Source organism: Pseudovibrio denitrificans JCM 12308 (assembly GCF_001310815.1).
GTDB classification, from domain to species: Bacteria; Pseudomonadota; Alphaproteobacteria; order Rhizobiales; family Stappiaceae; genus Pseudovibrio; species Pseudovibrio denitrificans.
In genome coordinates, this window is record NZ_BAZK01000015.1 from 1 (window position 1) to 15,656 (window position 15,656).

Annotated in this window: 4 protein-coding genes and 5 pseudogenes; 6 read left to right on the plus strand and 3 right to left on the minus strand. The window is 53.1% G+C overall.

Annotation, left to right across the window (positions count from 1 at the left end; genetic code table 11):
* Positions 1-185 precede the first annotated feature (185 nt).
* Both JCM12308_RS31685 and JCM12308_RS18555 read left to right on the plus strand, forming a co-directional pair.
* Positions 186-770: pseudogene (locus JCM12308_RS31685) on the plus strand (bifunctional [glutamine synthetase] adenylyltransferase/[glutamine synthetase]-adenylyl-L-tyrosine phosphorylase); the annotation flags it as partial.
* Between the two features lie 104 nt (positions 771-874).
* Positions 875-2,938: a bifunctional [glutamine synthetase] adenylyltransferase/[glutamine synthetase]-adenylyl-L-tyrosine phosphorylase gene (locus JCM12308_RS18555; protein WP_244271959.1), complete on the plus strand. Its 2,064-nt coding sequence runs from the start codon at positions 875-877 to the stop codon at positions 2,936-2,938.
* A gap of 70 nt (positions 2,939-3,008) precedes the next feature.
* On the opposite strand, the gene JCM12308_RS32805 is transcribed toward JCM12308_RS18555, so the two are convergent.
* The 3 genes and pseudogenes from JCM12308_RS32805 to pepN all read right to left on the minus strand — a co-directional run bounded on the left by JCM12308_RS32805 (position 3,009) and on the right by pepN (position 8,211).
* Positions 3,009-3,263, minus strand: coding sequence for an ATP-binding protein (locus tag JCM12308_RS32805; RefSeq protein WP_306303356.1), 255 nt, complete (start codon positions 3,261-3,263; stop codon positions 3,009-3,011).
* A 329-nt stretch (positions 3,264-3,592) separates the two neighbouring features.
* A pseudogene (locus JCM12308_RS18560) lies at positions 3,593-5,395 on the minus strand (PAS-domain containing protein); the annotation flags it as partial.
* Positions 5,396-5,575: 180 nt separating this feature from the next.
* Positions 5,576-8,211: pseudogene (gene pepN / locus JCM12308_RS18565) on the minus strand (aminopeptidase N).
* A gap of 271 nt (positions 8,212-8,482) precedes the next feature.
* Here pepN and JCM12308_RS18570 point away from each other — a divergent pair.
* From JCM12308_RS18570 to JCM12308_RS18585, 4 genes and pseudogenes are all read left to right on the plus strand, one after another.
* Entirely contained in the window at positions 8,483-9,658 is a 1,176-nt protein-coding gene (locus JCM12308_RS18570) for a CaiB/BaiF CoA transferase family protein (RefSeq protein WP_054784718.1), read from the plus strand.
* A 1,347-nt stretch (positions 9,659-11,005) separates the two neighbouring features.
* A pseudogene (locus tag JCM12308_RS31690) lies at positions 11,006-11,619 on the plus strand (adenylate/guanylate cyclase domain-containing protein).
* Positions 11,620-11,756: 137 nt separating this feature from the next.
* A pseudogene (locus JCM12308_RS33265) lies at positions 11,757-13,656 on the plus strand (ABC transporter ATP-binding protein).
* The gene (locus tag JCM12308_RS18585; RefSeq protein WP_054784719.1) at positions 13,653-15,560 is read left to right on the plus strand and encodes an ABC transporter substrate-binding protein; all 1,908 of its coding nucleotides are present in this window, start codon (positions 13,653-13,655) and stop codon (positions 15,558-15,560) included. The pseudogene JCM12308_RS33265 and the gene JCM12308_RS18585 overlap by 4 nt, the downstream one beginning before the upstream one ends.
* The last annotated feature ends 96 nt before the right edge of the window (positions 15,561-15,656 follow it).

Consider the following 15,656-nt stretch of genomic DNA (forward strand, 5'->3'; position numbering starts at 1 on the left):
AGCGCTTGGAACGCCAGCCCATTTGCGCAGACGATGATCTGGGCAACCGGCATCTGAAAGATTTGATTGAGAAGCTGGAACGCAAGGATCTCATTTCTGAGTTTGAACAGCTCTGTCAGGGTGCTCCGCATCTGCGCAGTTTCATCAAGGGCTTCATGGTCAACGCGCCTTTCCTGCGCGAAACCATGCTGCGTGATGTACAGCGCTTCCTGCGTATACTCAATACGCCACCAGAAGAGACCATCGCCATCCTCCTGCAGGATTGTCTGAATGCAAGGCCTGAGAGCGAAGCTGAGCTTATGCAGTCCTTGCGGCTGGCAAAGCAGGAGCTGGCTCTGACTGTTGCGCTCGCCGATATCGCAGGCGCCTGGCCGCTGGAGAACGTTACAGGCGCTCTCACCAAGTTCGCCGATGCATCCCTCACAGCTTGCTTACGCTTCTGCCTACGGGAGCTGGAAACGCGCGGAAAGTTCATTCCGGTCGACCATGAAGAGCCTGAAAAAGACGCTGGCTACTTCATCCTTGCTATGGGTAAACATGGTGCCGGCGAGCTGAACTACTCCTCTGATATCGATCTGATCGTTCTGTATGACCCAGAGCGCAGTCGCTTAATCGGTGGAGCAGAAGCCCCTGTCGAGTTCGTGCGCATCACCCGTCGCATTGTAAAGCTCATGAATGAGCGTACCGGCGATGGTTATGTGTTCCGCACCGATCTTCGTCTGCGTCCCGATCCGGGCGCAACGCCGCTGGCAATTTCTGTCCCGGCTGCACTGGTCTATTACGAAAGCCTCGGTCAGAACTGGGAACGTGCGGCGCTCATCAAGCGCGGCCATGTGCGGGTGATATCGAGGCAGGTGAAATCTTCCTTGAAGAAATTCGCCCATTTGTCTGGCGCAAATATCTGGACTATGCCGCCATTTCAGACGTGCATTCCATCAAACGCCAGATCCACGCCCACAAAGGGTTCAGCAAGATCACCGTTGCCGGTCACAACGTGAAACTGGGGCGTGGTGGTATCCGCGAGGTCGAGTTCTTCGCCCAGACCCAGCAGCTCATTGCAGGTGGTCGAAACCCACAGCTTCGGGACCGCCGTACGCTCATCACGCTAGAGCGTTTGGCCGATTGTGGCTGGATTGATCAGTCCGCAGCTGAAGATATGGAAGCGGCCTATCGCTATCTGCGCGAGGTTGAGCATCGCATTCAAATGATCAATGATGAGCAAACTCATATCTTGCCGAAGGATGATGAGGCTTTGGCTCGCGTGTATCATTTGATGGGCATACGTGGCCGCTCAGAGTTTGCGGATGAGATACGCAGTAAGTTCGAGCTGGTACAGAAGCATTACTCAGGTCTGTTTGAGCACGAGCCAGATCTCGCTCTCAACCTCGGTAATCTGGTCTTTACCGGAGATGACGACGACCCGAACACCCTCGAAACGCTGATGCAACTTGGCTTCCAGCGTCCGGTTGATGCAATCCGTACCATTCGTCAATGGCACTACGGCAGATATCCGGCAGTGCGTGCGCCAAAGGCTCGTGAGCGCCTGACTGAGTTCACGCCCATCCTGCTGGATGCGTTGGCGCGTACCGAGAATGCAGATCAGGCATTGCTCACGTTTGACGCCTTCCTTTCTAAGCTGCCCATGGGCGTTCAGCTCTTTGGCTTGCTCAAGTCCAATCCACACCTGTTCAACCTGCTCACCATGGTCATGGGCAATGCGCCACGCATGGCGGAGATCGTCTCCAAACGTGTCCACGTTCTGGATGCGCTTTTGGACCCTGCCTTCTTCGGAGGAGCGCCTACGGCAGAACAGATCGAAAGCGCATTGGCTGTTACGCTTGATCAGGCTGGCTACTATGAAGAGGCGCTGGATCGAGCCCGTATCTTCGTGCAGGAGCAGCAGTTCCTGCTCGGCCTGCGTCTGATCACAGGCACAATCACAGCTGCAGAGTTGGGGCAGGGGCTGTCAACGCTCGCAGATGCAGTGTTGTGTCAGCTGCTCCCACGTGTCCAACAAGAACTGGAAGAGGCACACGGCAAAATTCCGGGAGCCGAACTGGCTCTTGTCGCTATGGGTAAGCTGGGTGGTCAGGAGATCACGTGTGCCTCGGATCTTGATCTGATCTTGCTCTACGACTTCCCTGAGGATGTGGTGCAAAGTGACGGCAAGCGTCCTCTGGCTCCAAGTCAGTACTACAGCCGCCTTACACAGCGCCTCGTATCCGCTCTGACGGCGCCAACGGCAGAAGGCGTCCTCTATGAGGTAGACTTCCGATTGCGTCCATCAGGCAACTCAGGGCCGCTCGCAACGCGTTTTGTATCCTTCAAGGACTATCAGTCCAACGACGCCTGGACATGGGAACACATGGCGCTCACACGCGCACGCGTCATCACCAGCTCCAGCCCTGAGTTTGCAATGCAGATCGACTGTGCTGTCTCTCAACTGTTGCAGGAGAAGCGAGATCTGAAAAAGCTGGCCACCGATGTTTGTGACATGCGTGCGCGTATTCAAAAGGAAAAGCCTGCCAAGAGCCCTTGGCAGATTAAAGGCATTCCAGGTGGTCTAATCGACATTGAGTTTATAGCTCAGTTCCTCCAACTGGCCCATGGTGTCGACCATCCGGAGATCCTTCAGACGCGAACAGAAGATGCTCTGCTTAAAGCACGCGACTTTGGAGTGCTTCATGAAGAAGATGCCGACACGCTCATTCCAGCACTGCGGAACTATGAAGATCTGACGCAAATCCTCAAGCTGGCGCAGACAGGTCACTTCGACCCCAAAACAGCACCAGGCGGATTGCTTGATCTTCTGGTGAATGCGGGAGGCGAGCCAGACTTCGAACGCCTGACGATCTACATGCAGGAGCAACAGATCATGGTCCGCAGAACTTTCGAACACCTGATTGGTAAAGTCGAAGAAGCTGAGAAAACCAGCTGATCCTCCTACAACAAACAACAAAAAAGGCCGCTCAGGAAGTGGCCTTTTCTTTGATCTGTAGAATGAACTCTTAAGCTGCGTTCAGTTTGCTGATGCCGGAGAGGCGCCCCTTATCACGGCCCTTGGCTTTCAAAGGCAACTTGATGGTGACCTCGGTGCCTTTGCCAACCTCGGAATCAATCTCCATGTACCCGCCATGCAACTCGCTGAGGGAGCGGGCGATTGCGAGGCCAAGGCCAGATCCTTTGTGGGTCTTGGTGAACTGGTTCTCAACCTGAACAAATGGCTTGGCGAGGCGATCGATATCCTTCTTCGCAATGCCGATGCGTTATCGGTGATCTTGAGTTCAGCGAATGCGCCCACTTTGCGGGCAGAGACGCGAACCTCACCGTTCTCAGGCGTAAACTTCACAGAGTTAGCAAGCAGGTTGAGAAGGATCTGCTTCACAGCGCGGCGGTCAGCCTGCAGATGCATGTGCGGCAAGTTCTCGTTCACAACCTTGATGTTCTTCTCTGCAGCAGTCGCAGAAATGATCCGTGCTGCATCCTGAACGATCTGCTGGATCTGAACATCTTCAACAGAAAGCTCAATCCGGCCAGCTTCAATCTTAGACATATCCAGAATGTCATTGATCACGTTCAGCAGGTAGTTACCGGAGGAGTGAATGTCCTTGCAGTATTCCTTGTACTTGTCAGAACCTAGATCACCGAACATGCCTTGATCCATAATCTCGGAGAAACCGATGATCGCGTTCAAAGGTGTGCGCAGTTCGTGGGAGATGTTGGCAAGGAACTCAGATTTCGCCTGGTTCGCGTCTTCCGCACGAGTCTTCTCATCTGCGTACTTCTCGGTCAGTTCCACAAGCTGCTGAGCCTGAAGTTCAAGCTTCTGACGAGACTGGCGCAGGTCTGCAATGGTCGCCATGTGACCGCGCTCGGACTCCAGTAGTTTTTCTTCCTTACGCTTCAGTTCGGTAATGTCGGTTCCAACGGAAACAAAGCCACCGTCTTTGGTGCGGCGCTCAGAAACCTGAAGCCAGCGGCCGCCTTCCATTTCAACTTTGTAGGAGCTCTCCATATCGCTGTCGATATGGTCGCCTTCCTCAGGCTCGGAAATGATTGGCTGGCTCGCAGAGGACATAACGGTCGCATAAGGCGTGCCTGCCTGAACAACATGATCCGGCAGTTGGTGCAGCTTGCGATAGTTGGAGTTGCACATCACCAGATGATTGTCTGCATCCCAAAGAACAAATGCCTCAGAGATGTTTTCAATCGCATCACGCAGACGCAGATCAGCGGTGCGGCTCTGTTCAGCCAGCATCTTCTGCTCAGTCACGTCCATGCAAATGCCGATCAGGTGTGGTTCATTGGTGCCAGCATCAGTCTGGACTTCAGCACGAACACGCAGCCAGACCCAGGAGCCATCGATGTGGCGCATACGCCATTGGCGGTCCACATTGCTCTTACCAGTGTCCAGAAGGCTTTTGGCGAGGTCATAAAGATCCACATCATCAGGATGCGTCAGAGACTGGATCTCAGCAAAGCCCATAATGTCATTCCGAGGGTCCATGCCCAGCATCTCATAGAGCGATGCGGACCAGAACACACGGCCACGGGAAAGATCCCAGTCGAACAAGCCACAGCGACCACGGTTCAGCGCAGCATCTATGCGGGATCGTGTAGCGGCATAAATGCCATCTGCCTGCTGTGCGCGAGTCGCCTGCGCAAAGTAGGCGTAGATAATCACCAGCAGCACCATGGAGGTGGCCACAAAGATCGTTACATTGGCTGAAAGCTCTGCGCGCCAGGAAGAGAAAATCGCGTCTTCCGGCTGCATGATTGCAACCATGCCAAGCTTATTGGGCAGATGATGCACAGTTGCGCGGATCGCGTCCTTGGTGCCCTCGTTGATCGTCAAAACACCAGCACGCTTGCCGAAGAAGGTCATTGGCTGAGTGTCACCAAGGAAACTAGTGATCTTCAGGCCTTCCATGTCTGGACGGGTAGGGGCGCTGGCAACAATGGTGCCGTTCGGGTCGGTCAAAAGAATTTGGCGGCTCTGACTGGTAGCCCGAGGGGGCAGGGCTTCAGAAAGGGCCCGCTGCAAAGCAGAAGTAAGGCCGACGCTGCCTTTCTCTTGCTCAGAGACATCAATACTGGCGGTCAGGGCAGTTGCAATAAGGGTGAGATCGTCCTGCGCTTTCTGGCTTACGCTCTCATAATTGTATGCAATCTCAAGTCCGCGGAAAATGGCGGTACAGGCAATGAACACGATGCAGAGCGCTGGAATAATTCTGCGCATCATCGGTTCAGTTGTCAGGAGACGTTGGTAGGCCGGTTGGGCAAGCAACTTGATATGCCCGGTCAGCGCATCTTTTTTGCCAGTCCGTTTGGTCGAATTCAAGAGTCGTCGAGCGGTCGCGCCCCCCGCAAAGGCTCGTGCCATGAATGCCCCCATGTGTCAGATTCCGCCGCAAATAATCCGGGTTGCAATTCACCCGAATCACATTCATTTGAATCTATCCGAATCAACTTGTCCAGAGTCTCGACACAAAAAAATGGTTAACGGCAGCACTTTTTGCTGCCGTTAATTTTCATAGGACTCTCAGAGACTTCGCGAGATGCAAAGTAGACTGTTTTAGTCTAGGCAGAGTTCAACTATTTCTTTCACATCAGTAGAGAGTTGCTGGTCTGCTGCAAGAATTCGCTTTAATGCGGCTTCTGCTTTTACTCTGCGTTCTGCATTCATATTCTTCCACGTGCCGAAGCTTTTGGCCATTCTGGAAGCAACCTGAGGGTTAGTCTTATCCAATTGCAACGTGATTTCAGCAAGATAGTCGTATCCTGAACCATCCGCTGCGTGGAAACCTCTGGTATTACCACCCAGGAAGCCGCCAATAAGCGCGTAGATGCGGTTTGGATTATCCCAAGAAAATGCAGGATGTTCGGTAAGAGTACGTATCGCTGCAATCGCGTCTTCGCTTGGCGCACGAGCAGCTATGCTCAGCCATTTGTCCATTGCCAGCGCAGTATCTTTGTGGCGTGCTTCAAATGCCTTCAGTGCGTCCTGAGCTCCGGCAAGTTGCCAGATGACGAGAACAGTCAACGCACCCATGCGGTCTGTCATGTTATCTGCGTTGTCGAAATGAGCTTTCGTCAGTGCCGCACTTTCCTTAGTCTGTGCTGCGCCAAGATACGACAGGCAACGCAGCTTCAGAGCACGCTTACCAGCAGAGAGGGCATCCGGGCTGAATGTGGCAGGCATCTCCATTGCATCGTAAATGCGTTTGAAGGTGTCATAGAGCGTCACGCCAATCTCTTTGGAGAAGGCATCACGTGCTTTGCCAATCGCGTCAGTGTCGACTTCTTTGCCGATTTCCAGTGCAATGTCCTGCTCACTTGGCAGCATCAGCCAAATCCACGGAAGGCGTAATCGAGGTTTTCATCCTCAGCCATGTGGCCTAGAGCTTCAATGAAGGCATCTTTGCCTGCTGGCTCTTCACCGTTGGTTAGCTCAATCAGCAACTCTGTCATCAGCGTCTGAGTAGCTTGCCAACGGTTGAACGGATCAATGTCGTGACGCATCAGGAAGATCTGATCTTCGCGGGAGAGAGTGCTTTCCAGCTTCACAGGCGCAGAAAACTCACGCAGCAATGACGGAACAGGCTTGCTGCCGATGCCTTGGAAGACAACGGTTTGTTTGTCTTCTGTCAGATGCAACAGATCACCATCAACGTGTGCTCCTTCAACGCTGGTGTAAGCCAGGTCATCCCCATTTGGACCAACAAGACCAAAGCGGATCGGGATGAAGAATGGCTTCTTCTCATCCTGACCTGGAGTTGCTGCGGTGTTCTGCTCCAGCTCCAGAGTGAAGGTCTTTGCAGCTTCATCATAAGAGCCGTTGGCCTTCACAAATGGGGTGCCGGACTGGTGATACCAGAGGCTGAAGTGAGACAGATCCAGCTGGTTCGCATCTTCAAAGCACTTGAGGAAGTCTTCGATGGTGGAGGCATCTCCATCGTGACGCTCGAAGTAAAGGTCCATACCTTTCCTGAAGCCATCCGCACCAAGAATAGTCTTGATCATACGAACCAGCTCAGCGCCCTTGTCATAAACGGTCGCTGTATAGAAGTTGTTGATCTCTTTATATTCTGTCGGGCGAACAGGGTGTGAAAGTGGGCCTTGATCCTCTGGGAACTGACGGGATTTCAGGCGGATCACATCAGCAATACGCTTCACCGGACGGGAGCGCTCATCAGAGGAAAACTCCTGATCACGGAAAACAGTCAGACCTTCTTTCAGGCACAGCTGGAACCATTCACGGCAGGTGATGCGGTTGCCGGTCCAGTTATGGAAGTACTCGTGCGCAACAACGGTCTCGATGCCTTCGTAATCCATGTCGGTCGCAGTGTCGCTGTCCGCCAGAATGAACTTGTCGTTGAAGATATTGAGGCCCTTGTTCTCCATCGCGCCCATGTTGAACGCAGAAACTGCCACGATGTTGAATACATCCAGATCGTACTCGCGGCCAAACACTTTCTCGTCCCAGCGCATAGAGCGGACCAGGCTGTCCATAGACCAGTCTGTGCGATCCTCATTGCCTTTCTCAACATAGATGTTCAGATCAACAGGCTTGCCGGATGCTGTGGTGTACTTTTCTGAAGTACAGGCCAGATCACCCGCGACCAGAGCAAACAGATAGGCTGGCTTTGGATGTGGATCATGCCAAACAGCAAAGTGACGATCTGTCCCTTCAATATCTTCAGCGTCCTTCGGATTACCGTTACCCAGCAGGATTGGGTTGGTCGCCTTATCAGCTTCAATGCGTGTGGTGAACACGGAAAGAACGTCTGGGCGATCATAATAGTAAGTGATCCGGCGGAAGCCCTCGGCCTCACACTGGGTGCAATAGATGCCCTGAGAAAGATAAAGACCTTCCAGCTTGGTATTCGTTGTTGGATTGACCTTGGTCACCACTTCCAGCTTGAAGGTGTCTGCTGGCGGGGTGTGAACCACCAGCTTCTTCGGAGAAGCTTCATAAGCCTCCTCTGCCAGAACCGCTCTATCAATCGCGACAGAAACAAGTGTGAGTTCATCACCATCCAGCTCAAGTGGTGCACCGACCTCAGTGCCCTCGCGTCTGGAAAGGGTCAGAGTGGAGATGACTTCGGTTGCTTCTGGCTGAAGCTTGAAGACCAGAGAAACATTCTCAATGACGTAGGGTGTCTCTTTGTAGTCTTCCAGTTTGATGAGCTGAGCAGTCTCAGATCGCATGCCTGTTCTCCCAAGAGGTGTTGAAGCAGCTTCTTCGCCTCTTGGCGCAGCGCTTCCACATTTTTATGTAGATCGGCGGTACCTTTGAAAACGGTTCCGGTCAAATGCAGGAAATGAAAACCACATCACTTTTGCACCCAAAAATCAAATAGGCAAGCAAGTGGAAGGACTGGAACGAGTTCATGACAGATCCTCGTAAGCACTATTCTAAAAAAACAGGTAGCACTGTGCTCCAGAAACAGATCTGCACAAAAAGACTGAGGTTGCTTCCGTGACGGCTCCCCTGGAAAACATAAGAGTATTGGAACTGGCGCGCATCTTGGCAGGCCCATGGATAGGGCAGACGCTCTCTGATTTGGGGGCAGATGTCATCAAGGTAGAAAGCCCGCGCGGCGACGATACCCGCACATGGGGGCCTCCGTTCATCGAAGAAGAGGGTGGCACGAAGAGCGCAGCCTACTTCCACGCTTGCAACCGCGGTAAACGCTCCATCACGGCAGACTTCTCCAAAGCAGAAGATCTTGAGCTGATTTATGATCTGGTGCGTCAGAGCGATGTGCTGATCGAAAACTTCAAGGTCGGAGGCCTCGCCAAATATGGTCTCGACTATGCCAGCCTGAAAAAGATCAACCCGAAACTGATCTATTGCTCCGTGACCGGCTTTGGTCAGGATGGTCCCTATGCCCATCGTGCAGGATATGACTTCATGATCCAGGGCATGGGCGGCATTATGGATCTGACCGGATCAAAAGGCGGCGAGCCTCAAAAAGTTGGCGTAGCTTTTGCCGATATCTTCACCGGCCTTTATGGCGTCATCGGCATTCAGGCAGCCTTGCGCCGCCGGGATCTGACTGGAGAAGGTGAATGGGTCGACATGGCCCTGCTGGATGCGCAAGTGGGCGTTCTGGCCAATCAGGCCATGAACTACCTGAGCAGCGGCAATATTCCGACACGCATGGGCAATGCCCATCCAAACATCGTTCCCTATCAGGTTTTTGAAGTGAAGGATGGTCACCTTATCGTGGCTGTCGGCAACGACTCTCAGTTTGCTAATTTCTGCAAGATTCTCGGAGAGCCTACTTTGGCGGAGGATGAGCGTTATGCCACGAACCCATCTCGTGTGAAGCACCGTGAAGAATTAACAGAAAAGCTTCAGGCACTGGTGTTGACCTTCAACCGAGATGATCTCCTGTCTAAAATGGAAGAACGCGGCGTTCCGGCAGGTCCAATCAATACAGTTGCTGATGTTTTACAGGATCAGCAAATTGAACACCGTCAGATGAAGGTCAATCTGCCAACATCCTCTAAGGATCAGGGCGAGCAAACCTATGTGCGCACACCAATTCAGTTTACTAATTCTAAGCTGAAACTGGAGAAGGGCGCTCCAGCTCTCGATGAGCATAGAAATGAGATATTGAGAGAATTAGGCAAAGAAGCAGTAGAATAAAGACTAGCTACACCATGTGCAGGAAGGCAGTTTGACCCTCGGTCCGGGGAGTGGTTTAACGGGCTGACATTCCTCACACAGGTGGGTCACGGTTTGAAGCTTTGGAATAGGATCAGGCGTAAAGCAATCGGCATTCGGCGATGCTATTACAAGCTGTCATTGACGTGGTTGGTCAGTCTCACATTTGTGACCGTGGTAACGCTGTGTGGCGGTATCGTGCTGTACATGTCCGTTCACACCAATCTCAAGAACACCCGAAGCCTTATCGAAAAAGCATCGATTATGTCGACCGAGTCGATCAACAACGCTTTGGCTGCTTACATGACGCCTGCGTTCACCTCGGTTTATGCAATCAAGACATATGCTGAAGAGCAACCAACGGCGCAGAGTGCGATTTTTCGCGCCCGCCAAACCTTTCGGGGTGTGCTGTTCGGGGTAAAGAGTGTTGAAGGCTTGGTGCTTTCGCTTCCGAACGAAACTGTTTGGGGCTTGAAGCACGCCAAAAACCGACAAGATCTGGTTTCGTTTCATCCAGAACAGTCTCTCTTTGAATTTTCCAGAATGCAGGCCATCGATGCGGAAACCGATGAAGATCCGTTCTGGGGCGATTTTTATGCATCGGGAGAAGACCCATTTGCGACTGCGACAAGTGCAATTAGGTTTAATGGCGAGACTATTGGGTATGTTTCGGCAATCATAACGATGAAAGGGGTCGGCTCTGTTCTTGCTTCGCGCGATGAAGATGGTGTGGGCAATGAAATAGACGCAGAAGACGTCACCCGGTTTATTCTGACAGATAAGAACCGCGTACTGGCTTACTCATCTCCGACCAACGAGCTGCAGCAACATAATTTGTTGGCTTCGATCTCAGAGTTTGGCGATCCGGTGCTTGCAAAACTAGAAACCAGCAAAAAACAGCCGTTCAGTCAGCGCGCACGTCAACGTGGTGTGGAGCTCCACCTCATCTACGATGGTGAGGATATGTACGTCCTCGTCATGCAGAAACTGATCTCTCCTGATGGCGAAGTTTATTATGTGGGCGAATATCAGCTGGCCAACTCTCGTTATGATGAGTTCACTCGCCTGATCAACTCCGTCTTTGCAGGCGTTGCAGTTGTGTTTTTATCTGCACTCGTTGCAATCTTCTTTGCCCGCCGGCTTGCATCTCCACTGAAAGGCATCGCAGCGCGTGCGCAAAAGTTTGGGGCACTGGAGTTTGAGCACTTAGACCCACTGCCACGTAGCCACATCCGCGAAGTGGATCAGATCACCTCTGCCATGAATGCAAGCACCAGTGGCTTGCAAGCTATGAGCCGGTACATACCCAAGTCTCTCTACGCAAAACTGATGGCGCTTGGCATTGACCGCGCCGCGAAGGCAAAAGAAGCTGAGCTGACAATCCTGTTTACGGATATTGAGGGCTTCACCTCCATTTCCGAACACAGAAGCGCAGGTGAAGTGGCAAGCTTGCTGAACAACCACTTCAAACTCCTCGTTTCTGCCGTTGAAGCACACCAGGGCACCGTCGATAAGTTTGTCGGTGACGGCATGCTCGCATTCTGGGGCGCCCTGATGAAATGGAAGACCACGCTCAGCGTGCGATTGCAGCGGCAGAAGACATGGCCCGAGCCATCCAGCAAGCCAATGAAGCAGCTCCGGAAAATGAAATCCACGTTCGCATCGCTATTCATACCGGCCCGGTTATCGTTGGTAATGTGGGCGCTGTTGAACGCTGGAACTACACAATCGTTGGCGATGCAGTGAACGTCTGCAGCCGTCTGCAGAGCCTCGGCGGCACCATCTCTACCGTGAAGGGGGCATGTGTCGTTCTGAGCGGAGAGACCGTTGAAAAGGCGGGACATCCGGACAATGTGACCTATCGCGGCAGCCACGAAGTGCGGGGCCGTAAGGGCAAAGTAGAAGTCTGGCAGCTCAACTCCACCATATGCGACGAACAATAATTCCGGCATTGTCTTCTACTTTAATTTAAGTGTGCTCCGAAACCCAACCTCATTGAAAGAAAGCCCTGTTCTAGTGTGAGAGCCGGGAAAGATCTTTCTTGCGCGCGCAGCAGCTGGTCAATGAGGAAGGGACGCACGTGAACCTGCTTGACGTCAAAGGGTTGTCAGTAGAGTTTCGTGGAGACGAGGGGCGTCACGATGTTGTTCGCGATGTATCCTTCAGCGTTCCGGAAAACAAATGCGTTGCACTTGTTGGTGAGTCTGGCTCTGGCAAGACCGTCATCTCCAGAGCCGTTATGGGCATCCTCCCAGCCAAGTCTCGCATCACCGCAGGCCAGATCCTCTTTCGTGATAACCGCAAAAATGGCGACTTTGTAGACATCGCAAAGCTTCCACCCGCTGGGCCTGCCATGCGTGCCATCCGCGGTGACCAGATTGCGATGATCTTTCAGGAACCCATGGTCTCGCTCTCCCCGCTCCACACCATCGGAGATCAGATCGCAGAAGCTGCCAAACTGCATCGCTTTGTGGGCAGCAAAGAAGCGCTTGAACTGACCAAAGATATGTTGCGACTGGTGCACTTTCCTGAGCCAGAACGCGCTATCCGTACATACCCGTTCGAACTGTCCGGTGCTTACGCCAACGCGCCTTGATTGCCATGGCCCTCATTTGTCGCCCATCACTTCTCATCGCAGACGAACCAACCACAGCTCTGGACGTCACCATTCAGGCAGAGATCCTGAAACTGATCAAAGAGGTGCAGGCAGAGCTGAACATGACCCTGCTCATGATCACCCACGACTTTGGTGTGGTCACCAATATGGCCGATGAAGTGGTCGTGGTTTACAACGGTGAGATCATGGAAAAGGGCAGTGTTGAAGACCTCTTTCTTACCCCCCAGCATCCATACTTGAAAGCACTCCTGAACGCCGTTCCATCCCTCTCAATGGAACCTGAAGAGCGCCTTGTCCCCATCCGGCCAATCAAGCTAGAACGCACACCTCAGATCTGCACCCACATCCTGTCGGCAAAGCGCATGCTTTCCGGGGAACCTCTCTGATCGAACTGGAAGGCGTCAGCAAAACCTTCACGTTCAAGAACCTGCGCGGCAAAAAACGCAGAGGCATGACCACCGCGCTCGACAACGTCTCGCTGACCGTACGCAGAGGTGAATGCCTTGGCATCGTGGGAGAGTCCGGCTCCGGAAAAACAACTGCATCGCTGGCTATGCTGCGTGCGTTTCCACTCACACGCGGCAAAATCACCTACACAACGGAAGAGGGTCCGCGTGACATTCAGGGGTTTAATGAGAAAGAACTCTTCCAATACCGCAAACGCGCGCAAATCATCTTTCAGGATCCGTTCTCTTCCCTCAACCCAAGACGCACCCTCAACGAAATCCTGCAGGAGCCTCTGGTCATCCACCGCATGGGCGATAGCCTCAGTCAGGCAGCCCGCATTCGGGAACTGATAGATCTGGTCGGCCTGTCTCCCAGATACTTGCGCCGCTACCCGCATTCCTTCTCCGGTGGTCAGCGACAACGCATTGGCATCGCCAGAGCATTGGCCCTGAACCCGGAGTTCCTGATCTGTGATGAACCAACCTCCGCGCTCGACGTGTCCGTTCAGGCGCAAATCCTGAACCTCCTTAAAGACCTGAAGGATGAACTCGGCCTCACTTACGTGTTCGTGAGCCATAACCTCGCGGTGGTTGATTACATCTCGGATCGTGTAGCCGTTATGTGTAAGGGCAAAGTGGTAGAAGTCGGTCCGACACGCCAAATCATAGACAACCCAATCCACCCCTATACAAAAGCACTTCTCAAGGCGGTGCCGGAACCCTCACTGGATCACAAACTGGACTTCGGATCACTGGAAGGAACAAGCAGCTCCGATCCAACCCAATGGCCAGCTCCCTATCGTATGCGCTACACAACGGTGCCATATCTGGTGGAGATGGAAACAGACCACTGGGTGTGTGCTCCCGGTATGGAAGCCATGCGTGACATTGTAGGACTGGGAGGCAGTCACATATGATCACCCGACGCTTCCTCAACGCAGCGCTTGTCCTTGCAGCCCTTGCATTCCCATCTACTTCCTTCGCTCTGGTTCTGAAAGAAACGCCCGGTATTCCTCCGGGCTTACCTCCTGTTGTCGATCGAATTCCTAAAGAACCACTCGTAACCTATCCGGAAGACATGGGCCGCGTCATCGGTGTGCAGGGTGGTTCTTTACACACACTGATTTCGCGCCCCAAGGACGTTCGCCTGATCAACGTCTGGGGGTATGCGCGCCTGGTCGGCTACAACGAGAACCTTGAACTCAATCCAGACATTCTGGAAAGTGTCGACAATCACTACGACAAGGTCTTCACGTTGCACCTGCGGGAAGGCCATAAATGGTCCGACGGCAGCTCGTTTACTGCTGAAGACTTCCGTTTTTGGTTTGAAGATGTAGCCCTCAATGATGAACTCAACCCCATCGGTCTGCCCGGCTTTATGCTGGTGGATGGGGAGGGGCCGGAGTTCACGGTGATCGACGAAACCGCCGTCCGTTTCGAGTGGCATGAACCAAACCCACTGTTTCTGCAAGAACTTGCAAAGGCCCGTCCCCCGTTCATCTATCGGCCCGCCGCTTACATGAAGCAGTTCCATGAGAAGTACGGCAACCCCGAGTTTATCAGGCAGATCGCCCGCATAGAAAAAGTCCGTGGCTGGGCGCCTCTGTTTAATCGCATGGACGATATGTACGGCGCGTCGAACCCACACATCCCCACATTGCAGCCTTGGGTACCGCGCACAGCCTCAGGTGAACGCCGGGCGGTGATGGAGCGCAATCCCTTCTTCCACCGTGTTGATAATGCTGGCCAGCAACTGCCCTACATCAACCGCATCATTATGGATGTGGTGGACGGCAAACTCATCCCGGCAAAGACACTGGCAGGAGAGAGCGACCTGCAGGCTCGCGGGCTGGGCTTTTCTGACATCTCAGTACTCAAACGTGGTGAGCAAACGCAGGATTATGACACCCGTCTCTGGCTCAACTCCAAAGGCTCGGAAATCTCGATACTGCCCAATCTGAGCGTCAAAGACCCAGTGTGGCGAAAACTCATGCAGGACCGCCGGTTCCGCCACGCACTCTCCTTAGGCATTGATCGCGAGCTCATCAATAAGGTGCTCTACTTCGGCTTAGGTCGTGCTGGCAATGACACCGTGCTCAACATCTCTCCGCTCTTCCAACCAGACTTCCAGACCGCATGGGCTGAGTTTAATCCTGATCTTGCAAACCAACTGCTAGATGATATCGGCCTGACGGATCGGCGAGGGGACGGTGTCCGCCTTTTGGAAGATGGGCGCCCATTACAGCTCATTATCGAGATCACTGGTGAGAGTTCCGAACAGGATGATGCTTTGGAGTTGGTTGCCGAAACATGGCAAGAGATTGGTGTCTCCGCTTTCATCCGCCCCAGCCAACGCGACACAATCCGCGCTCGTGCTCTATCAGGTGCTCTGATGATGTCTGTCTGGTCGGGTTTTGAAAATGGCGTCCCAACGGCTGACATGCCGCCGGTAGACTACGCACCGACACGAGAAGATTTCCTCTCCTGGGCACCATGGGGCAACTACTATGAAAGCGATGGCCATGCAGGTGTCAGACCAGACTGGCCGCCAGCCATTCGGCTGATCGAATTGTTTGATCAATGGCTCGTCAGCAGCAGCTTTGAAGAGCGGGATATGATCTGGGAGCAGATCCTCCAAATCCATGCGGACGAAACCATTCACATCGGTCTGGTCAACGGTGTTCGGCACCCGGTTGTTGTTAAGGGCCTGCTCAATGTTCCAGAGATGGGCATCTATGGGTGGGATCCGGGCGCTCAGTTCGGCATACATCGCATGGATCTCTTCTTCTTCAAAGACTTACTGCCGGATGAAGACAGCTGAAAAAGTAAACCTCCGATGTAAGCTTAAGCGCCCGCTAATGGGGCTTCTCAAACCTGATTAGATTTTCTCAGAGAAAGCCAAGAGTGCTCCTTTACA